This is a genomic window from bacterium (genome assembly GCA_012517375.1).
In the GTDB taxonomy this organism is placed as follows: Bacteria; Hydrothermota; Tepidihabitantia; order B3-TA06; family B3-TA06; genus JAAYVC01.
Map to the genome: position 1 here is coordinate 11,212 of JAAYVC010000043.1, position 21,335 is coordinate 32,546.

The 21,335-nt window shown below is 47.4% G+C and carries 19 protein-coding genes and 1 pseudogene; 8 read left to right on the top strand and 12 right to left on the bottom strand.

Translation table 11 applies throughout. The features are described from left to right. Positions 1–10: 10 nt before the first annotated feature. The 5 genes from GX441_05285 to GX441_05305 are packed head-to-tail and all read right to left on the bottom strand — an operon-like array spanning position 11 to position 5,184. A complete protein-coding gene (locus tag GX441_05285) occupies positions 11–997 on the bottom strand; it encodes an ABC transporter substrate-binding protein (GenBank protein ID NLI98058.1) in 987 nt (328 codons plus the stop codon). Continuing rightward, positions 994–2,241: a tetratricopeptide repeat protein gene (locus GX441_05290; protein NLI98059.1), complete on the bottom strand. Its 1,248-nt coding sequence runs from the start codon at positions 2,239–2,241 to the stop codon at positions 994–996. The genes GX441_05285 and GX441_05290 overlap by 4 nt, the downstream gene beginning before the upstream one ends. Next, a complete protein-coding gene (locus tag GX441_05295) occupies positions 2,241–3,113 on the bottom strand; it encodes a tRNA (adenine-N1)-methyltransferase (protein ID NLI98060.1) in 873 nt (290 codons plus the stop codon). The genes GX441_05290 and GX441_05295 overlap by 1 nt, the downstream gene beginning before the upstream one ends. Then, positions 3,101–4,264: a HAMP domain-containing histidine kinase gene (locus tag GX441_05300; protein ID NLI98061.1), complete on the bottom strand. Its 1,164-nt coding sequence runs from the start codon at positions 4,262–4,264 to the stop codon at positions 3,101–3,103. Before GX441_05300 ends, GX441_05295 begins: the two co-directional genes overlap by 13 nt. Then, complete coding sequence (locus tag GX441_05305; protein NLI98062.1) at positions 4,261–5,184, bottom strand: hypothetical protein; 924 nt, start codon at positions 5,182–5,184, stop codon at positions 4,261–4,263. Before GX441_05305 ends, GX441_05300 begins: the two co-directional genes overlap by 4 nt. Positions 5,185–5,389: 205 nt before the next feature. Here GX441_05305 and GX441_05310 point away from each other — a divergent pair, with 205 nt between their 5' ends. From GX441_05310 to mutS, 8 genes are all read left to right on the top strand, one after another. Then, entirely contained in the window at positions 5,390–5,983 is a 594-nt protein-coding gene (locus tag GX441_05310) for a C26 family cysteine hydrolase domain-containing family (GenBank protein NLI98063.1), read from the top strand. A gap of 43 nt (positions 5,984–6,026) precedes the next feature. After that, positions 6,027–7,466, top strand: coding sequence for a transglutaminase domain-containing protein (locus tag GX441_05315; GenBank protein NLI98064.1), 1,440 nt, complete (start codon positions 6,027–6,029; stop codon positions 7,464–7,466). A gap of 2 nt (positions 7,467–7,468) precedes the next feature. Next, positions 7,469–9,808: an LPS-assembly protein LptD gene (locus GX441_05320; GenBank protein ID NLI98065.1), complete on the top strand. Its 2,340-nt coding sequence runs from the start codon at positions 7,469–7,471 to the stop codon at positions 9,806–9,808. A gap of 108 nt (positions 9,809–9,916) precedes the next feature. After that, the gene (locus tag GX441_05325) at positions 9,917–11,200 is read left to right on the top strand and encodes a MiaB/RimO family radical SAM methylthiotransferase (protein NLI98066.1); all 1,284 of its coding nucleotides are present in this window, start codon (positions 9,917–9,919) and stop codon (positions 11,198–11,200) included. Then, positions 11,197–11,559 (top strand): LapA family protein, encoded by a 363-nt coding sequence (locus tag GX441_05330; protein NLI98067.1) that lies wholly within the window; start codon positions 11,197–11,199, stop codon positions 11,557–11,559. Before GX441_05325 ends, GX441_05330 begins: the two co-directional genes overlap by 4 nt. Next, positions 11,556–12,671, top strand: a complete 1,116-nt coding sequence (locus GX441_05335) for a tetratricopeptide repeat protein (protein NLI98068.1) — start codon at positions 11,556–11,558, stop codon at positions 12,669–12,671. The genes GX441_05330 and GX441_05335 overlap by 4 nt, the downstream gene beginning before the upstream one ends. Beyond that, positions 12,668–13,420 (top strand): tetratricopeptide repeat protein, encoded by a 753-nt coding sequence (locus GX441_05340; GenBank protein ID NLI98069.1) that lies wholly within the window; start codon positions 12,668–12,670, stop codon positions 13,418–13,420. Before GX441_05335 ends, GX441_05340 begins: the two co-directional genes overlap by 4 nt. Positions 13,421–13,427: 7 nt before the next feature. Further along, positions 13,428–16,004 (top strand): DNA mismatch repair protein MutS, encoded by a 2,577-nt coding sequence (mutS, locus tag GX441_05345; GenBank protein ID NLI98070.1) that lies wholly within the window; start codon positions 13,428–13,430, stop codon positions 16,002–16,004. Positions 16,005–16,148: 144 nt separating this feature from the next. Here mutS and GX441_05350 read toward each other — a convergent pair whose 3' ends face one another. The 7 genes and pseudogenes from GX441_05350 to GX441_05380 form a co-directional block, all read right to left on the bottom strand. Continuing rightward, complete coding sequence (locus GX441_05350; protein ID NLI98071.1) at positions 16,149–16,703, bottom strand: hypothetical protein; 555 nt, start codon at positions 16,701–16,703, stop codon at positions 16,149–16,151. Positions 16,704–16,787: 84 nt separating this feature from the next. Continuing rightward, positions 16,788–17,387: a hypothetical protein gene (locus tag GX441_05355; GenBank protein ID NLI98072.1), complete on the bottom strand. Its 600-nt coding sequence runs from the start codon at positions 17,385–17,387 to the stop codon at positions 16,788–16,790. A 39-nt stretch (positions 17,388–17,426) separates the two neighbouring features. Next, positions 17,427–18,002: a hypothetical protein gene (locus GX441_05360; GenBank protein NLI98073.1), complete on the bottom strand. Its 576-nt coding sequence runs from the start codon at positions 18,000–18,002 to the stop codon at positions 17,427–17,429. A 103-nt stretch (positions 18,003–18,105) separates the two neighbouring features. After that, on the bottom strand, positions 18,106–18,744 hold the full coding sequence (locus tag GX441_05365; protein NLI98074.1) for a hypothetical protein: 639 nt from the start codon (positions 18,742–18,744) through the stop codon (positions 18,106–18,108). Positions 18,745–18,836: 92 nt separating this feature from the next. Further along, positions 18,837–20,084 carry a glycine C-acetyltransferase gene (kbl, locus tag GX441_05370; protein ID NLI98075.1) on the bottom strand — a complete coding sequence of 416 codons (1,248 nt, stop codon included), beginning with the start codon at positions 20,082–20,084 and terminating at the stop codon, positions 18,837–18,839. Further along, positions 20,085–20,348 carry an acyl carrier protein gene (locus GX441_05375; GenBank protein NLI98076.1) on the bottom strand — a complete coding sequence of 88 codons (264 nt, stop codon included), beginning with the start codon at positions 20,346–20,348 and terminating at the stop codon, positions 20,085–20,087. A gap of 184 nt (positions 20,349–20,532) precedes the next feature. Further along, a pseudogene (locus tag GX441_05380) lies at positions 20,533–21,042 on the bottom strand (hypothetical protein). Positions 21,043–21,335: the final 293 nt, after the last annotated feature.

The following is a 21,335-nucleotide window of genomic DNA, read 5'->3' on the forward strand; positions in this document are numbered from 1 at the left end:
CCTGAAATCACTACTCTCTCAAATCCTCTCTCGGCACCAGAATCTTCTTCTCTGTTATGTTGATGCTTTTAAGTACTCCGTAAATCTCGTATTTGTCTGAAAGATCTTGAATTGTTGCGGCATCCATGTCCTGAGCCCTAACTATCTCCGTTAAGTTCATGTTTGAGGTAACCTTCGGATCGGAAATACCTAGCGTCTTTGCTGCAAAAATGCGCGCTGAATCGCTTTCCTTTCCAATCCTGTCGTAGGTCATCTCCATTCCTTTGTTGACTCGTACGACGGCAAGCTTGTGCTCCTTAAGGTATTTAGGAGTGACAAAAAGACCCGATCCCCAGTAAGGAGCCTTTATCCACTTGGGCATCATTGCGCCTTCATCGTAGGGTTTTCCGAACTTCCCTAGCGCTTCGGTGAAGTACGGTTCAAGAGCGTAAATCAAATCCACTTCGCCGGACTCAAGCGCCGGAATAAGCTTGTCCTTTGGGTAGAGCTTAATGGTTATCTTGGACGCGTTCAGTTGAGCCGAACCAATGATCGCTTTCATGGGCAGTTCCGTTAAAGCGCTTACACCTATCTTTTTTCCTTCAAGGTCGGTTATCTTATCAAGCTTTACGCCTTTTCGCGCGAATATCCCGTCCTGGGGTGCGCCGACCTTGAACTCCTCCGAAAGTATGCAGCGCAGGGTGTCTTTCGGATGCTCATCCATCCAACGCAGCGCTTCCGGCCAAGGCATAAGGGCGAATTGAATCTTGCCCTGATTGAGATCGTCAAGTGCCTGCTTGGGATTATCCATAACGATGATTTTTGCTTTCACCTTGACATCCTGACTCGGGAAGATGCTGCTCTTCGCTTCAGCGTAAGTTATGGATGCGGCGGAAAGGGAAGGCTCAACAGCTATGGTTACTTCCACAGGCTGAGCGTACTTGACCATCGGCACTATCAATATGGTCAGAAGAACCGCCACCAGAACAACAATAACTGCAGTCAGTAAATGCTTCATTGGTTATCTCCTTGCTTGCTTAGTTCCTGGGCTCTTTTGTAAGCTTCTGATGCTTTCTGCAAATCTCCCTTTTCCCGCCAGTAGACGGTTAAATTCAGATAAACGTCGGGGTTTTCATTGTCTAGTTCCTCTGCCTTGAAAAGGAACTCCCCTGCTTTATCGAGGTCCTTCGTTTCGTCTTTCAAATAGCATATACCAAGGTAGAGGTAAATTGTGGGATTAGGATTTAGTGTGTCGATGGATTTTTCAAAATAGACAATCGCGTTTTTATAGTCCCTGAGATAAAAGTAATTGAAACCCTTGTACCACGCGGCGTCCGTATTTTCAGTATCAAACTCCAGTGCATTAGAGAACGCGGTATCAGCTTCTGGATATTTTTTCGTCCAGAAGTACGCCTGTCCCAGATAGGAATATGCTACCGAAGTTTCGTGCCTTTGTGCGATATATCCGCTTCTCCATTTAAGGAAGTTCTTTGCCTGCGGAGGAAGGAAACCTATGTTTGAAACGAGGAAGTTTTCTTTTTCAGCAGGAGGTACGCTGTCCTTTGCCGATTCCATGCTGTCGAGCGAAGCGAGTACAGGATGAATCTCTTCTATCTTCCTTTCCAATTGAGATGCAATCTTTTCTTCTAGCTCGCCAAGCTCTTTTTTGTAAGCGGCTATGGCGTCATTGAAATATTCTATCGATTTTTCGTATTCTTCCTTGCTAAGCGATACACGAGCCTTTATGTATGGAACCTGGGGAGAGGCAGGTACGACTTTTTCCAAATCTTCGGCGACTTTAATAGCTTCATCGCCTTTATCGTTTTGCAGGTAAAAGCGACCCAGAAGAACGTAGTCGAAGGTTTCTTTTGGGTCTAATTCGATGCCTTTCTTTAGGAAAATCACAACGGTATCCTGCATTAGAGTATCATCGAAGAGGTCTATGGCACCGTATCTGAATGCTATCTTAGCTAAAGCGATACCTTCTTCATCATTCCTGATAATATTACCGGTCGGGTCTGAGTCCAGCGCGTGTAAAAAAGCTCTTGCGGCCTCGACCGGATTGTTAAGGCGAACACTTGCTTTTCCATGCCAGAAGTATGCCTCTTCGGCAGAAGAACCTGATAGCGCCTTGATGAACAGAGCGTCTGCTTTTTCATATCGACCATCCCTGTAATGTATCTTTCCCCCCTCAATATTGGGATCCTTGGCAAATGCCGTAGCTATTAATCCGATCACTAAAAGACCAAAAGCTCGTTTCATTATTCCTCCTGAGCTTTGTTTATTACTTTTGTTAGTTTATCATTTGAGAACGAATTGTCAATACTTTCGTCTCCTTGAGAACTTACGGCGGTTACAGTCGTATTCCCTGGCTTATCGGCAAATGCCAAATAGGCCGTGTGGGATATCATTCTTTCGTTGGGTCTTGAACCTTGTTCCCTTATTTTCATTTCTCTTACAAGGATTTCAACGGTTTCAAAACGCACGAATCCGTACTTTTGAAGAGCCTTACGAGTTTCCTGTAGCTGCTCGGTAGTTGGACTCAACGATACCCATCTTCCGGCAGGTGCAAGAGCTGTCGCTGCATGAGGAACAATGTTCCACGGCTCCGGTACATCTACTATACACACATCAGCGTCACTTGTGTCAAAGCCTTCCCTCTCAACATCCCTCAACTTGAAAGTCACGAACCCACTGACCTTTAGTCTGTCGCAGTTTCGTTTTGCTAGTTCAAGGAACTCCGGTCGTCTTTCAAAGGAGTACACGTGCCCGTCGGGCTGCACATATTTAGCAAGGATAAAAGTAAATGCCCCAGAACCTGACCCTACTTCGACTACTTTTGTTCCTTGAGATATCGAAGCACGGAGAAGAATATAAGCGACGTCCTTGGGATACGCGATAGTTGTGCGGCGTTCTATCCCTTTCATAAGATCGGCAAAAGACGGTTTGAGAAGAGCAAAATCGAAATTCATATGGGTTCTTACGGTATTACCGTACTCAGCGCCGACGATATCGTTCCAGGGAATGCGGCCCTTGTGGCACTCAAAGTCGCCTTTTTCCTGAACCTTACGCAGGTAACTCAGTCTTTCATCGTGATAAAAGAGTATCGTATCCCCAAGTTCTATTCGTGCCATAGCGGTAAAGTAATAGACATGACAGTCTTGCCAGGTTTGGATTGCTTGACCTTCAATTTGCCTTTGTGCAACTGTTCTACAACCCTTTTTGAGAGCGCCAGGCCTATTCCCCATCCGTGTTTTTTTGTTGAAAACCCAGTGCGGAATACCTCCCTGGTGTGTCCGGGTCGTATGCCTGAACCGGTATCCGTTACAGTAATCTCATAATTATGAGATTTATCTTGTATTCCTGCTGTTATTGTTATGGATCCTTGCTTGCGGCCGATGGCATCTATACCATTGCGGATAAGGTTTTCAAGAACCCACGAAACAAGGGTTGGATCCAGCAGAAGTTTGCTGTTTTCCTTAATCTCAGTTATGAATTCGATCTTGGCTGGCGCACGATGACGCATGAAATCGGCGGTGTGAACAATTAAAGGCTCGATATCATTGGGTTCCAAATGCGGCTTGTCACCAATCCTCGCGAACCTGTCAATTATTTCTCTTATCCTTTCAATGTCTGTATGCATCTCGTCAGACGCTTCTTTATTGAGCTTTGACTTGATGAGTTCGACCCAACCCATTAACGAGGAAACAGGTGTTCCAAGCTGATGGGCGGCCTCACGAGCAAGGGCAACCCACAGCCTGTCCTGCTCTCTCTTCGCTGAAGCGAAAATGAAAACAAAACCGAGTATCACGAATAGAATGATGAAGAATGCCTGTATTACCGGAAAATAACGCAACATTGTCCAGGATTCTGGCAGTCCGTAATGTAGAATGCTTAAAGTTAAGGTATCTTTACTGGAGCTGTCAGTATCTATGATTGCACGAATGGGTATTGGCTCTCTTTCCCTGTCGAGTTTTTCAACGAAAGCAGGTAGTGCAGAAGGAGTTGTGTCTTTCGCCGGCACATTGCGGAAGCTTTGCGGTGCGCCTTCAGTATCCGTTATCACGACGGGAAAATCAATCTTGCTTACTATCTCTTCGAATATCACGTTTTCAAGGGCTGCCGAGCTTTCAGGACTTGTAACATAGCTTGCGTATAATCTCGAACGCAAGAGTGTTTCCTCTTCCAATTGTTTTAAGAGTCTTTGGGAGAAAAAAGCCCAAAGACCTGCCAGGATTATCAGTCCGGCAACAGCGTATATCTGCAGAAAGCTTCGAAGGTTCAAATGATGATGTTTTCTAAGGCCTTAATAATAATTTCATTCGAAGGCTGCTGATTATGCTGAAGCGGCAACAATTTCATGAAGGATGACTCAGGTATAAGCGATTTAAGAGAATCATCTGAAGAGAAAACGACGGAGGGGATTTCGAACAAATAGGCCAGTTCAAAGTTTCTGTCGATTCCGCCGATGTAAGCGGAGGCCGACGCAAAAAGCGCTGCTTTGGTATCGTCAGATTCGTTCTGCCACGCTTCAGGAGGAAAGACCATGGCCTTTTCGGAACTCAAATTGGGGATATTGATTGAAGAAAGTATATAAGGGTTTTTTCTGCCGTTGCCCTTGTCTTTAAGCCATGCCGAGGCCTTCAACTGCTGGGTATGGAGTCTTGGCGGATTGGGTTGCATCGATTCTTCGCCGGTAAGAGATCGTAAAACAAGTGAAGCTCTCTCTGTTAAGTCTGTTTCTTTTTTTGAACGGAAAAGAATATTGAAGTATGGAAAGCAGTCTTTTTCCGCACAAGCGACTCTTATTTTAGCGGAAGATAGGACCGCAATTTCAGGAAGGGGTATCGGATCAAAATCGAGCATTACATCGAACTCAGGCTTTTGGAGTTTTTCTTTTATTAGCTTGAATGATTTTGAGCCGTACGCAGGAGTCGAGTCAATCTCTATTTTCTCGTCAAAGGTACCTGTATAAGGAAAAAGGAGCATGGATGCATCCTTGGGAACAATTACAGTCATCCGCCTGTCCCTTTTGCATTTTTTCAATGCAATGGCGGTAAAAATCGAAAACAGGGTGTAAGGAGGGTTCTCCGCCAGTCTGACCAGAAGTCTTTTAGCCTTATTGAATTCGGCATGAACAGCGATCTCTTTCGAGAATCTGGACTTGCTGAATGCAAGATATATTGATTTAGTCAAAGAGGACATATACTAGTCTAAGTAAAAACCACCTCATGTCAATATTATTGATTTGATATTAATAATGCATTAAAGCGGGAAGTTAGTTTCATTGACAGCGTCTTTAATCTTTCTGCGGAAAAGTGATTTCACCATCTCTGTTGATTAGCAAGTTTGAATTTGGAGAAACGCTTTGTGCCTATTGACTAATTGCATTCCAGACGTACACTTTCCCATGAAATTATCAGTTCTCCTCATCAATTGTTACAAGTCGGCTGATGACCAGCGCATAGAGCCTTTTTTCAACTGGCTTTCACCATATTTTGAAGTGAATACGGTTCTTGTTGATGCGCTTTCATCTGCGGTTGTCAAGGAAGATGGAGTTATAATAAGTGGTTCGGAACATCATAGCAGTCAGGATTTGCCCCAGCAGCTCAAGGCTATTCTTTTGGAAACGGAAAAACCTCTTCTTGGCGTCTGTTACGGTCATCAGGCTCTAGCCTCAGCATGGGGTGCAAAAGTTATTAAAAAGAAACTTATAGAAGAAGAGGAGGTCGTTCGAGTAGTGCACAGCAAAGGTATCTTGAGTAATCTCGGACTTTTCTTCAACGCTCTTGAATCTCATGCCGAGCATGTTGTTCCCGATAAGCATCTTGCAAGACACTTCGAGATTATGGCTTATTCCGATTCGTGCAAGGTTGAGGTAATCAGGCACCTAGAGCGCCCTCTTTGGGGTGTTCAGTTTCATCCGGAACGTTCTGGTCAAATGGGATTACGTCTGGCTGCGAATTTCGAAAACCTCGTGAAGTTCGTAAAGGAAAACTCTTAAAACTTTACCTTGACAGAGACGGGAGGGCTTATATACTCCCTTTATGAAAAAAGAATGGATTAAGTGCGTATCACTCGCCGCATCATTTTTTTTACTTTCTGTATGCGGCGGGAAGCAGGGTTTTAAGGAAACACCTGTAAAACCAGGCGAGGACTGGATGGGTATCTATGTGAGGGACCAGAAGATTGGTTATGTATACTCCAGACAGGATATGAAGGGTTCAAACTATACTTTTACTCAGAAATCTACAATGAAGCTTGAGATGCTTGGATCAATCGAAACTTTTGCAACCACGCTCAAGGCATCCACCGATTCAAAGCTCGATTTAAAGGATTTTTCATTCGATATCTCTTCGAGACAGAACAGCTTCTTTGCGCAGGGCAAACGGATAGGCGACAAAATAAGGATCAACATCGAGACCTCTGGCCGCAAGGAAACAAGAGAGATAGATGCAAAAGGCTCCCTCCTTATCTCGCCCGCCCTTGGACACTGGGTACTTTCGCAATCCCCAAAGCCGGGTGACAAGTTGCAGGTCGACATCTTCGAACCCACTCTTTTGAGGGTAATTCCTGTATCGGTAAAGGCAATCTCCTTCGATACGCTCCTCATCGACGGTAAGGAAGTGCCGGCGCTTCATCTTGAGACGAGGATGATGAATCTTAGCTCAGAGGTCTGGCTTGATTCGTCCGGAATCAGCATAAAGGAGCTTCAGCAGCCAGGTATAGTCATGATGCGTGAATCCCGCGAAAAGGCGCTCGAGATAGAATCTAACGTGGAGAAGCTCGATCTTCTGAGCTTCTTTGCTGTCCGTCCGGACTCCCTCATCACCAATCCCAGAACTATTAAGGAACTGGTTATCCGGATTGAAGGTCTGACCGCGGCAGACAGCCTTTCAATAGCTTCATCAACCCAGAAGGTCAAGTATCGAGAAAACGGGGTAGAGTTTTGCATCTCGTCGCCCGACACTTCAAAGGTCAGTCGCACGGACATACCTCTAACCGAGCCTAGTGAGTTTCTCTCCTCCTCAGTCTACATACAATCCGGGGACCCGGAGATAAAAAACAAGGCTTCCGAGATTGTCGGTGATGAGCGCGACGTCATGGCGGCTTCAAGAAAACTTGTTCTGTGGGTGTACAAGAACCTTCGAAAGAGAGCTACGGCATCGGTGCCTTCAGCCGTAGAGGTGCTTCATACACTCGAGGGCGACTGCAACGAGCACGCGATTCTTCTTGCCGCTCTGGCAAGATCAGAGGGCATTCCTGCAAAGATCAATGTGGGACTAGTGTATCTGGACGGCGCATTCTACTATCACGCATGGAACTCGCTCTACATAGGAGGGGCTTGGCTGCCCGTTGACGCTACTTTCGGCCAGATTCCTTCAGACCCGACCCATATCCAGCTTCATGAAGGCGAGCTCGACGAACAGGCAAAGGTGCTTTCGGTTGTCGGCAAGCTCAAAATAAGCGTCATCTCCTATAAATAGCATTGTCTCTGCTGTTTTTTCTCCTGGCTCAACCCGTATCCGCGCCTTCGGGAAGGGATACAGAGCCGGTCATAACAGAGACGGATACTACATTCAAGGATACCCTAAAAGCTGGCGTCTCAACCGTCGAATTCAAGGCAGATACCGTAATCTTCTATGCCGATACCAAGGAGGTTCTACTCCTTCACAATGCGGAAGTCAGATACGGTGAAATCAAGGTCTATTCCGACTCCATAAGATTTTCCACCCGTAAGAAACAGCTTTCTGCTTACAAGAACGTGAGATTTTTTTCAGGGCGCGACAGCGTAATAGGTTCGTGGATGAGATATGATGTGGAGACTAAAAAGGGCTGCATGGAGGATGGGCACACTCAGATAGAAAAGGGATTCTTCTACGGCCAGAGTATATGGCTTGTCGAGGAGAATACCCTTCACATAACGAACGGCTATTACACAACATGCGCAAATGAAAAACCTCATTATGATTTCTTTGGTTTCGAGCTTAAGGTTTTTCTGAACGATATGGTCATCGCGCGGCCCCTGCTCTTCAGGCTCGGAAAGCTGCCTGTTCTTGCGGCTCCTTTCTGGTACGTGCCTATAGGCAGCGAGCGGAAATCAGGTCTCCTGCCTTTTCAGTTGAGCTATAACAGCACCGAAGGTTTTTACCTGAAAAAAGCCCGATACTACTGGGCTGCGAACGACTACATGGACGCGCTTTTTTCGGCCGATATAATGACGCGCACAGGCATAAAACCCGGCTTAAACGTTAACTGGGCATGGGGACCAAAGGCAGCGGAGTACCTTTCAGGCAGTTTCATCGGAAGCTACATAAACGAGCTCGAGACCGGTCGTAGAAGATGGGAGATTCATTTAGCCGACATGACAAAGATTCCAGATGGGACTAGCATCTCTGCTGATATTAATTTTAAGAGTGACGGAACCTTCAGTTACGACTACTTGGATAATCCGGACAGCACGCCCGTTGTCCTTGATCAGACGTCTACATCGAACGTCTCAATATCCCGCAGTATCTTCACAAGACCGGTATCTATTGCCGCATCGAGGACAGACAGCCTTAACGATTCTACCTATACCATGACTCTACCTAGTCTTAATCTTTCCTGGCCTACGCTGAATCTTTGGGAAATCTTTTCGCTCTCGTTCGGAAGCTTCTCTTTATCCAACAGCTACAATCACGGCAAGCGCTGGTTGGTCGATACTCTTTCAGGCGACAGCTCAAGATACTGGTTTGACGAACGCAAAACATCATTCGACCAGCCTCTCTCCCTTTCATGGGCGTATACCTTCTTCGGCGCGTACACGTTCTCCCAGTCATGGTCTGCCGGTCAGAATCTTACCTTGACCCAGGATACTCTCATCCGAGGCGGAAACTACTCGCTGAATAATTCTCTAGGTACGACTCTGTACCGGCTTTTTGGTGTCAACACCCTGGGTATGAAGGGACTGCTCCACAGCGTTTCGCCTTCAATAAATTACTCAATTACACCCAAAGTCGGTCAAATCTATCCCTGGCTGGCATATCCCAGATTTGATACCATTTTTGCGGGACACTCCGTTTCCCTGAGCGTAAGCCAGAGCTTTCAGACGAAACTTCGCTCCAAGACGGATACGACTTCTTTCACAAAACAGACTCTTTTGAATCTTGGAACAGACATAAGCTACAACCTTCTTTCCGACAGCCTTTCGCCTGTAAGTGCATCGATATCGCTGCCTGGCGGGCTTCCCCTCACTGCAAGCGGCGGTGCGAGCTTCAATGTTTACAACGGCAATTACTCCTTAAACGCGGATCTGACCGCCCAGCTCGACAGGATTATTTTCCCTCTGATAGGAATAAAACCCAAGGAGGAGAACCATGACACCACTCAGGATACAACGATTCGAGACACGACCAGCCAATTCACCACTGTAAAACCCGATACGCTTGAAAAAGAGACGTTCGGTCAGAGATTCGCAAAAAGCACTTTCTACATCAGATATAATTGGGGTTTGCAATCGGTAAATGGAAATATAATTCCTGAAGATAACATGCTTGCCTTTAACACCTCTATTTACCTTCCACTCGAGTTTCAGATAAACTTCCAGACCCAGGCCAACTTCTCAGAAAACAAAAAATACTGGTATCAATACCTTTTGGCTCCCCACCTTTCTGTAATCAAGGGGCTTCACTGCTGGGAGGCTGCAATAGAGATAGGCCCGAAGAGCGGCACGATTACGCTTGATCCTGCCGATCTGGACTGGAGCTTTTATTTGAGGATAAAAGAGCTTCCAGATTTCGAGATAAGCACCAAGCTTTTCAAAAGCCTCACGGGTTCAGGCGGATAATTTTTTCCGCATCCGCCGCCCACAATCAAAGAATAATATCTTACAATCGGTAAACGTCTTGTGACTTTTAAGCTTGACTATTCCGGCATGTTCGTTAAAATCTTAATAGTGAACTGTTTTATCAAGGTTTATGGCTGCCAGATGAACGCGGCAGATTCCAGTCTGCTCTCCGGTATTCTTGCCGGCGCAGGTATAACCGAGACCTTGAGCGAAAAGGATGCAGAAAGCGTTGTAGTGCTCACGTGCTCCGTCAGGCAGCATGCCGAAGACAGGGCAAAGGGTTTTGCGCGCACGATGCGGGGCGAGGGCAAGAAAGTGGTAGTTGCAGGGTGCATGGCTCAGCTGAGAGGGGACTCCTTAATCAGGGAAGGCGTTGCCGATTATGTCGCAGGTCCTGACCAGTACCGAATGATTCCATCCTTTATTAAGGAACAGGAAATGCAGGCCAGAAATCCAGATTTTGATGAGCTTGAGACTTATTCCGATCTTTTGCCGTCATTCAAGAACTCTGTAAGTGAGTCCCTTGCAATCATGAGAGGATGCAACAACTACTGCTCCTACTGCGTGGTTCCTTATGCAAGAGGACCCGAGCGAAGCGTTCCGTATCAATCAATTGAGAGACGGATAAGGCGCTTTCTGGATTGCGGTGCAAAGGAGGTTTTTCTTCTTGGGCAGAACGTCCTTGCATACGGCGACGCGGGAAAACGTTTCATCGATCTCCTGGAGCGTCTGTCGGGCCTTAGCGGACTGGAAAGAATTGGATTCCTGACTTCGCACCCGCGCGACTTGGACAAGGAAACCGTTAGACGCATGGCTGCCATCCCCAATCTTCTCCACTTTTTTCATCTGCCCCTTCAATCTGCATCCGACAAGGTATTATCTCTCATGAACCGGGGATACACGATGGCTGATTACGAGGAGAGGGTTGCATGGGTCAGGGAGACGTTTGAAAAGCCCTACATCACGACGGATATTCTTGTAGGTTTTCCAGGCGAAACACAAGAGGACTTCCAGTACACTCTCGACGCTATTGAAAGGATAGGTTTTGATTTCGCATACATGTTCGCCTACTCAGAAAGACCGGGAACCAGGGCATGCGAGATGTCAGCTAAGGTCTCGCAAGAGGAAAGACAAGAACGCCTTTGCGTTCTTATCGAGCATGCAAACGCTATTGCCCGCAAGAAAGCTTCATGCCTTGTAGGCTCAGAAGAAGAAATATTCATAACCGCTCCTGCCCCGCGCGGCGACGGAGCCATGTTAGCAGGACTTCGTAACCACCGAAGCATTGTATTTAAACAAAAAGCCAGACCAGGTGAGCGTCTGCGCGCACGCATCGTGCGTCTGGAAGGCTTCACCCTTCTGGCGGAACCCTTGACCAAGGAGGTGGTATGAGAATTTTACTGTGGATTCTTGTGCTGCTTGCTGCAGCCGTGATGATTGTTATTTTCGCAGGATTCAACTCAGGAAACCCTTTAGCCAATCCGCCGGTCGCCCCGCTTATCGTGAACGTGAAATTCTTCGGCGACCTGAAGATACCGATTGTGCTCCTGGGTCTTATCTCTTTCGGAATTGGTGCAGCCACTTTCCTGCTTATTACGATAATCGAAGAGGTGGCGCTCAGAAGCAGGATACACAGGCTGAAAAAGAATATTGAGTCTATGCGCAAGGAGATTAACGCTCTGCGCAATCTTCCCCTTGCAGCCGAGATACTAACCAAGGATATTGAAAAGAAAGAGGAGGGCGAGAAATGAATCCCCTGTGGCTCATCCCGGCCGTAGTTTTCGTTGTTCTTGTAGTGATAGTATTGGTTTATGTGGCGAAAAGGCGCGCCGCACCTCCTGTAAACACATATCCTGACGCCTTGAAGGCGCTTCTAGACGGCAGGGAGCTTGAGGCCATGAGAAGGCTTCGCGACACAGTCATGCACGATACGGACAACGTGGACGCCTACATAAGACTAGGACGCCTTATCCGTGAAAAAGGGGATGCAGAGAAAGCCGCCAATATTCATCAGTCCCTTACTGTTAGACCTACTCTTAAAAGAGAAGACGAACTGAGGATATACGAGGAGTTGATTGAGGATTACTCGGCTATGGGCAGGACTGAGAAAACAGTAGACCTGCTTAAGGAAGTAATAGGCCTAGCGCATGAGAAGCTTCCTTATCTGAAAAGATTGCTTTCAATATTAGTCGCGCGCCAGCGAATGGATGAAGCCTTTGAAGTACTGCGGCGCTATGAGAAGAGCTTTGGCGATAAAAAGCAGGTTTCCTCCTGGTATGCAGAGGTCGCCCGGATTCAGCTGGAGAAGGATGACCCTAAAGCCCAGGAAAGCCTCAGAAATGCCCAGAGGCTTTCAAAAGATCACCCATACGTCATGATAGTTCAGTCAAGCCAGTACATGAAATCCGAACAGCCAGAAAAAGCCCGGCCTATTCTTGAGAAATTTGCCAAGCTTTACCCCGATGATGTCGAGCGGATACTTGACATCATAGAACAGGTATATTTCGAACTAGGCATTTACGAAAGGATTGTTCCCCTGTACGAAGGACTCATTAAAAAATATCCTGCAAAACACGAAATAAGACTCAGGCTCGCCAGACTGAAGGTCAAGGAGGGTGCCGAAGATGAAGCGTCTGTCCTTATCGATGCCGCGTTGTTCGAGAATCCTAATGACGTACCCTTTCTTATCGAAAAAATAAGTCTTTATCTTGCCGACAAGAAGCTTGATTCCGCAAAGGAAGTTTTCGAAAGGCTTGAAGAGATGCTTGCATCGCCTGCTTCGGTCTGCGCTGAGTGCGGCGAACTTCTTAATCCGTCATCCTGGTTCTGCATCAAGTGCGGGACCCCTGTCGAAGATCAATGATATTCCTGAGTCTTCTTATTGCGGGTGCGACTCTTAACGAAGGGCTTACCTCGGCTAAAAATGGAGACTACGAAAACGCTCGCAGGATTCTTTCATCCTTCACGCACGAGAAACCTTCAGATCCAGGCGTTGCACAGGCAAGATTATGGCTTGCAAGACTCGAACCAAATCCTGACACGGCGCGAGTGTTATATTTGATAGTGGTTTCAAACAATATGCAGACCGCCTATGCAGACAGCGCCCTGTTCGAGGCAGCTTCAATCGATTACGCCTACGGTCTTTATAAGCAGGCCGCCTCGGGATACAAGCAGCTTGTGGAGTACTTTTCTGCAAGCCCTCTCCTTGCAGAAAGCTTCTACTGGCTCGGTCTGTGTTATCTTGTTCTTGGTGACAAGTCATCTGCCGAAACAAGCTTCAAGAAGGCTCGTGATGCGGGGACCGGCGGCTTGTGGACCGCTCAGGCAAAAAAGGAACTTGAGTTGCTCGGCAGTTCGACTGCCTCAGCGAATCCGCCAGGCTCAGGAGACTATGCAGTTCAGGTCGGGTCATTCACTGAACAAAACCGAGCCGAAAAACTTCTTGCCGAGTATAAGTCTAAAGGCAGATCGGGCGAGATAAAACAGATAAATATCGCAGGAACAACATACTACAGGGTATGGCTTGGTCCTTTTTCATCGGAGTCCGATGCGAGAAACTATGCCGAAACGCTGAAGGCTCAGGGCGCAGCCGCAATGGTTGTCAAGCGATAATCAAATATTGAGCCTAGATTCAACACCCCTTCTTAAACAGTACCACGATATAAAAAGAAGATATCCCGACGCGCTGCTGTTCTTCAGGATGGGTGATTTTTACGAAATGATGTACGATGATGCAAAGACTGCCGCAACGATTCTGGGCATTGCCCTCACTTCGAGGCAGTACGGAAGCGCAGGAAAAATCCCGCTTGCCGGAGTTCCTGTTAAGAGTTATGAGCACTATCTGACCAAACTCGTCAAGGCTGGAATAAAGGTTGCGGTTTGCGATCAGACAGAACTTCCGGATTCCAAAAAGAAGCTTCTCGCGCGGGACGTAACTGAAGTCATCACTCCGGGAACAATAGCGACCGCAGAGATGCTTGATGCATCAAAAGGGAACTACCTTGGAGCCTTTATAAAGGACGGGAAACACGCGGGGCTTGCGTATGCGGACGTTTCTACCGGCGAGTTTGTTTGCGGCGAAGCGCTTGTAGAAGAGGTTGAAAGCCACCTGGCCAAGATAATTCCAAGCGAACTCATTCTTTCTTCGGACGAATCGTGGAGACCGGCGCTTTTTGAAACCAGCATCAGGACTGAAGAGAGTTACCTCTTTGACCCCGATATCTCAGCCTCAAGCGTACTAAGGCATTTCCGCGTCGCCGCTCTCGAAGGGCTTGGCCTTGAGTCAAAACCGCTTGCCCTTAGAGCGGCTGGCGCGGTTCTATCATATTTGAGGGAACAGAAGAAAAACATACTTCCGCACATCGAAACCTTAAGGGTTTTTGAAAGTTCAAGCTACCTGACTATAGATGAATTCACGCAGCGCAATCTTGAGCTTCTTGAGCGTCAGCGCGACCGTTCCAGTGAAGGCACTCTTTTCTCTATTCTCAACAAGACCTTGACTCCTGCCGGAACTAGGCTCCTTAAACGTTGGATAATATTCCCCTTGAGGTCAAGTTCTGGCATCGAAGCACGTCTGGAAGCTGTTGAGGAGCTGCTTGCGGAGAGGGAACTGGCCGAAGAGCTTGGGGACCTTCTCGTTGAAGTCGGAGATCCAGAAAGACTCGTTTCCAAAATAGCTACTGAAAAAGCAAATCCGAGGGAGGTCCTTCGCCTGGCTGCCATTCTCAGAATCGGTTCAGCCGTTAAGAAAAGCCTTCTCGACGCCCGGTCCAAAATGCTAAAGAAGATTGCCGCAAGAATAGAAGATTTCGATGAGCTTGCCGGGGGGATAGAAAAAACGATAATGGAGGATCCGGGACTTGCCTTGCTGGAGGGTGGAATAATCAAAAAAGGACTGAATCCAGAACTCGATGAATTAAGAGATCTGGCGCATAATGCGCGCGAGCATATAGCGAGACTCCAGTTAAAGGAACGCCAGTCGACCGGCATCGATAAGCTCAAGATTGGATACACGAGCGTGTTCGGCTACTATATAGAGATTCCGAGAAGTCTTTCGTCCAAAGCTCCATCTCACTACATACGCAAGCAGACTCTTGTAGGCGCCGAGCGTTTTTTTACACCCGAGCTAAAGGAACTCGAACAGAAGATACTTACGGCCGAGGAACGCTCAAGGCTCATCGAATATGAGATATTCCTCAGTTTCCGGTCAGAGTTGGCTTCTCATTCCCGTTCGTTCAAGGTTCTGGCTGAAGCGCTTGCCGAACTTGACGTCCTGCGTTCACTTTCAACAATCGCAGCCGAGAACAACTACACAAGACCCCAGATTCACGAGGGTGATGAAATAAGCATCTCAGGCTCAAGGCATCCGGTTGTGGAAAAGCTTCTTTCGGAGAAGTTCATTCCGAACGATGTCAGACTGGATACAGATGAAAATATGATTCTCCTTGTTACAGGTCCGAACATGGCCGGAAAATCGACGTATCTTCGTCAGGTCGCGCTAACCGTTATCATGGCGCAGATAGGTTCATTCGTACCCGCATCCAAGGCTAGAATCGGCATTGTTGACAAGATATTCACGAGAATCGGAGCCTCGGACGACCTTTCGCGCGGGGTATCTACCTTTCTTGCCGAGATGGCAGAAACCGCAAACATTCTGCGTTCGGCCAGTTCAAAGAGTCTCGTTATCCTCGACGAGATAGGCCGTGGAACATCCACATATGACGGCATGGCTATTGCATGGGCTGTAATAGAATACCTGCACAACTCGCCCGATCTGAGGCCCAAGACCCTTTTTGCCACGCACTATCACGAACTCACAGAACTCTCGTCCCATTTCAGGGGGCTTCGCAACGTCAGCTTCTCGGTGAAACGCACTCCTGAAGGCATCCTCTTCCTCCGCAAGCTGCGTTATGAGCCGTCCGACCAGAGCTACGGCATAGAGGTTGCACGGCTTGCCGGTCTTCCGAAGGCTGTTGTAGAACGCGCCCGGTTCCTTCTCGACCGTATCTATAAGGGCGAGACCGTTTCGATAGACGAGATACTTACGGAAAAGAAGCTTCAGCTTCGCTTGTTTACGGGCGCGATTCAGGATGAAATCGCAAAGGAACTCGCAGAGCTCGACCTAGATTCCCTTTCTCCAATCGAAGCGCTGCAGAAGCTAATCGCCTGGCAGGAGAAATTGAGCCAATCCCGGTAGAATTGCATCGCAATTCTACCGGAAAGCCGCTTTCCTTGTGTTGACTTGTTGTTCATCGGGTATGAGCAGTATATTCCGTTGCTTTTTGGCCGATATAGCGCGATCTTCGGAACTCTTCCTGCCTTCATATCACAGCATGGAATTTTACATTAGCTTCTGCAAGATAGCCTCGATTCTAGGCAAGGCATCCTTTGAAGCCTGCAGGGCTTTTTCCTTGTAGTTCTTCTTGATGATGCTTATCTTGCTTTTCTTTGAATCGCCTCCTTCATCAATCGTCTTAGCCCATATCCTGTTGACTTTGTCGTAGAAATTGTAGAGTCCGCCTATGGTTATCAATGCTTCGGTTACTTCCGGTAACGGGATTCTTCCAATTGAGGGAAGAATCGAACCGCCCAGCCTCGTAAACACAAGCTGTTCGCCGCCTGCACCTTTCCTTAGATCAGGCAGAATCTCGATATTGCTGCGTATCTCATCAGCCACGGCTTCGAGATAGCATCTTAGCTGGATGCGATTCCTGCCACGCTCGCTTCTTCGCTTCTGGCTTTCTATGATTAGTTGAACGAAAAGCCCTACTAAACCAGCTATCAGAGCGCCTGAAACTGTAGGAAGAATAACGGTCAATAGCATCGCTGCTCCTTTTTTACTGTCCGTATAAAGATCTCTGTTTTCCATCGCCGTAATTTTAACTACAGAACTCATGGACGTTATCTCAGGAATATCTGTAAGTTTTATGTTGCTAGCTTAATATTAAATTATACTAATTTTCCTGAACCGTTCAATGACCTAGCATGCATTCCTGGAATTTTCCCCAAGCCTGATTCTCCATTGGAGTACCGGATCATCTGAGTGTTTGGTTCCGGCATCCTCGACTTCGACCTTGAGAAAACCCATGGTTCTGAAGACCTGAGTGAACCAAGCCTCTATGAGAGGCGGAAACAGGGGGTCTGGCTCAAAATCCTTCAGTTCAATAACGACTCCGGCATCAGTCCTGTTGATCAGAAGAGTTCCCTTGTTGTAGTATTTTTTCCACATAACACTGATATTGTTTAGCGCAAGATGAAACGGGACGTTGACAAGCATCCCCTTCAAGAAAGACGCAATTTCGTAGCTTGCAGCGAAAATACCGGCATCGTAAACCGCTTTCTCCGGATCCCGAGGGTTGAAATGCTCTGCAATTACTTCCCTCATTTTGCGCTGCAAGGAGAAGGGATACCACTCCTTTTTCTGAATTTGGAGAAGCGTTTTCGAATCACTGGTTAACCTGTGAAGCATAAAGTGTCCGAATTCAGCTGGGTCAAGCGACGCACGCACGTATTCAGTCAGAGAGATTATGGATACGCCTCGCACCATGATAGAGGCACTGGAAGGACCCTCCTTGAGCATACTGCATTATAATAGACAATTATCTGGGGATTGTCAAGTCTACTTCCATTCAGCCTCCCACCTCCAGCATTCATCTCCTTTATGTATGTTTCCTGTCTGTCTTATTAGCACATCATTGAGTTCAAGCATTCTGGCAGCGACAGTGAGCCATGCGGTCACGACAGGTCCAAACAACTTGTCGGCAGGAAAGTCTTTCAACTCCAGAACCGCCTTTTTGTCGCCAGCAATAGTCTGCATAACACCTCTACTGTAATACTTATTCCACACGGTCGCTGTTTGTTTGAAAACAAGCTTGGCAGGAAGGAAGTTCATTATCGCCCGCAGAAATGTGCTCATCTCGTACTCAGCGGTGTAAATGCACGCATCGAACACCGCCTGTTCAGGGTCCAGGGGATTGTATTTCCGGACTATAAGTTCTCTCATCTTTTTCTGCAAATCAAAGGGATACCACTCAGCCTTTTCTACGTTAAGGATGGCCTGCTTGTCATCATCGGACAGGGGCGAAAGAAAAGCCTTTAGGGATCCGCCCTCCAGTTTTGTCCTCATATACTCGCGCAACGCAAACAGCGAGACGCCGCGTACGAGCATATCGGGTTCATTAGCAGTCTCAGACATATACCGCCGGTAGTATCTCTGCAAAAAGGCGTTTGTCAAGAAAATCACTGTGGAGAACCTTGAGGCTCCCACTTAAATTCGATGCGATGCTACTTGAATGATATTAGTTTACCTTTTCTATAAGTTCCTTGATTAATGCTGTTGTGGGTTCTGCTTCCTCAATAGTACCATCTAAGACTTCATCCTTGAGATATTGTTTTGCTTGGGCAATTGGCATGATAGAACCTGATTCTGCAATAATTTTTCTTTGAATTCCTTCCCGGATATTATTCACTGTATCGAAACAATTATAAGAACGTGTGATGCTTTGGATTACTTCTTTTATTTCTGAAAAAGGTATATCAGCTTCTTTTTTGTAGTGTGCAACGATGGGTAAGAATTGTACTAATTGAGGTAAACAAAAATCTCTTGTTGCTGTTAGCAAAAACCTAATGGAACGAGCTTCCTTGATATCAATTGGTTCTTTGCCTGGAAATCCCTTCGCATTCTTAAGCCATAAGATATTAGTATCGATTTCCTCTGCAAATGCCAGCAAATACCCAATAGCTTTCTTATGCTCAGCGTTTTTTTGAACAATTTCTCTACGTTGTTCTATCCTTTTGGAAGCTAAGAAACCTACGAAGGCAGCAATCAAACCTCCCAAGATTGTCGCAATGGACGTAGCGATTAATTGCCATGCGCTTCCCCATCTCAGGAATGCGATTATTTCTTTAGCATCCCAGATATTCCAAAAGAATATCATCTTTCCCCTCCTTAAGATATATAGGGCCGACCTGAAGGTCGGCCCCTACTTTTTACTGCGATCTTTTCGACTAAGTCGAAAAGAAGCATTGCTTATTGTCCGTACTTCTCGATGATTTCCTTCTTTTTGAGGCCAAGTATTCCGTACTTGGCGCCCACCTTTTTGAACGCCTCGATGGCTTTGTCCAGATGCTCCTTCTCGTGCGCGGCGGAGAGCTGGGTGCGGATGCGCGCCTGGCCCTGAGGAACAACCGGGTAGAAGAAGCCTATGACGTAGATGCCCTCGTAGTAAAGGTCTCTTGCCATATCCTGCGAGAGCTTTGCGTTATAAAGCATCACGGGCACGATAGGCGTTTCGCCGGGGCGGATGTCGAAACCGGCCTCTTCCATCTTCTCGCGGAAGTAGCGCGTGTTCCACTCCAGCTTGTCGCGTCGTTCTGTGGTCCCGGAGATCAAATCGATAACCTTGTTAGCCGCCGAAACGATCACTGGAGGCATGGTGTTGGAGAAGAGGTAGGGTCTTGCGCGCTGCTTGCACATCTCGACAATCTCGCGTCGGCCGGATACGCAGCCGCCCGAGGCGCCGCCCAAAGCCTTGCCAAGCGTCGTCGTGATGATATCAATTTTTCCGACCACTCCGAAATGCTCGTGCGTGCCTCTTCCGGTCTTGCCTATGAAGCCGGTGGAGTGCGAATCGTCAACCAGAATCATCGCGTCGTAGCGCTCGCACAATTCGACCATCTTGTCCAGAGGAGCAAGATCGCCGTCCATAGAGAATACGCCGTCGGTAACAACTAGCCTTATGCGCTTGTCCTGGTGCATCGCGAGCTTTTCATCAAGATGCTCCATGTTCATGTGCTTGAAGGAATCATACTGCGCCTTGCACAGCCGGATGCCGTCAATGAGCGATGCGTGAACGAGCCTGTCCGAGATTATAACGTCCTCTTCGCTGAGCACGGCCTCGAACACGCCGGCGTTGGCATCCATGCATGAAGGGAAGAGCACGGTGTCCTCGGTTCCGAGGAACTTCGTTATTCTGTCCTGCAACTCCCTGTGTATATCCTGTGTTCCGCATATGAAGCGCACCGAGCTCATTCCGTAACCTCTTGAATCGAGCCCCTCGTGCGCGGCTTTAACAACGTCCGGGTGCGAGGAGAGCCCGAGGTAGTTGTTGGCGCAGAGGTTTATTACTTCCTTGAGTTCTGCGCCCGCTGGGAATTCCACCTTTATCTCCGCGCCCTGCGGCGAGTGGATGAAGCGCTCCTCCTTAAATAGTCCGGCGTCGCGGATCTCGGAAATGGTCTTCTGGTAGTAGCCGCGGAGCTTTTCGCTGTATGCCATTTACGCCCCCTTGAAGCGCTTTACTAGCTCCACAATCTTCGTGACCGTATCGAACGCATCCGGAGTTGCATCCTCATCCGGTATCTTTATCTCATATTTCTTCTCTAAGAACACCTTGAGCGAGACCATCGAAAATGAGTCCACTATTCCGCCTGAGATCAAGGGCGTATCGGTCGTAAGCGCCTCGGCTTCGTCCTCGTCGTCGATGTACTCGTTCTTGACGTAGGTAAGAACCGTGTCCTTTAATTGTTTTTCATCAAGCATTGCTGCTCCTTGGTTTGATTTTCAATCTCGAACGACCTACCCAATTTATCTAACAGAGAGGTAGTATATTTGATTATCAAAAGGATGCAAGGGGGTTATTAGCATAACCCTACCCTCACCCGAAAGGAGAGGGTAGAGGTGAGTATCACTTTCCTTGAATGAAGGTGAGGGGAAAGGTTGCGTTTTAACTTTCACTTGTTTTCTTTATGTGTTGCTCCCAGAATTTGCTTCTCTTGTTTCTCGATGAAAGAACGGGTTTTTTGATTTCCGGAGACAATTGTTCGTTCTGCCATTTCCTTTCTTCATCGATAGATTCGCCTTCGCAGACAAGAGCTTTAAGCACGTATTCTGCGGCTAAAGGAGCATGATCGGGCATGAGCGCGATCGCGACGGCATGTCCAACACCCCGGGCAACTGCAATCAACACCGGGTCGGTCAATTCATTTGCTGCATCGATTGCACCAAAAGTAGCATTGCGTGCGCTGCCGACAGACGCTTTTCCTTCTTTCCACATCCTGGCTATCTTGTACGTATTCTAAACGTTCATCAATTTTTTCGCCAAAAAGCGGCAGCACCCTCTTAATGCATTTTTGTGCCCAGTGTATAAGCTGTCTGTGCTGCTTTTCTTGCAAAGCCCCCCTCTATGTTCGGCTATGAACGGATAGCGAGAAGACTTTTGTGCAGATTTCTTCAGTGCCTCCTTTGTTAAATTTGGTCTATTCTTTTGCATCTTGTTTTATCCGCGGCGCGAATAACATCATCATATGCAGTGCGACCCATTTGTCACAGACATGTAAAGGTCGTCTTTGCATCTTCGATGCCGCTTCGCGTCAAGTCGTCCCTTTAATCTCCAAGGCCTACGGCCATCTCCCTTTCTTAATGAGCGCTGGATTATCCTCATCCGCTTATTTGACCTTCCTCAACTCCTCAATAAACGCAGGTCTTCTTGCGTATGTGGTCTTGAAGTCCTCAACGAGTTCCCTGACC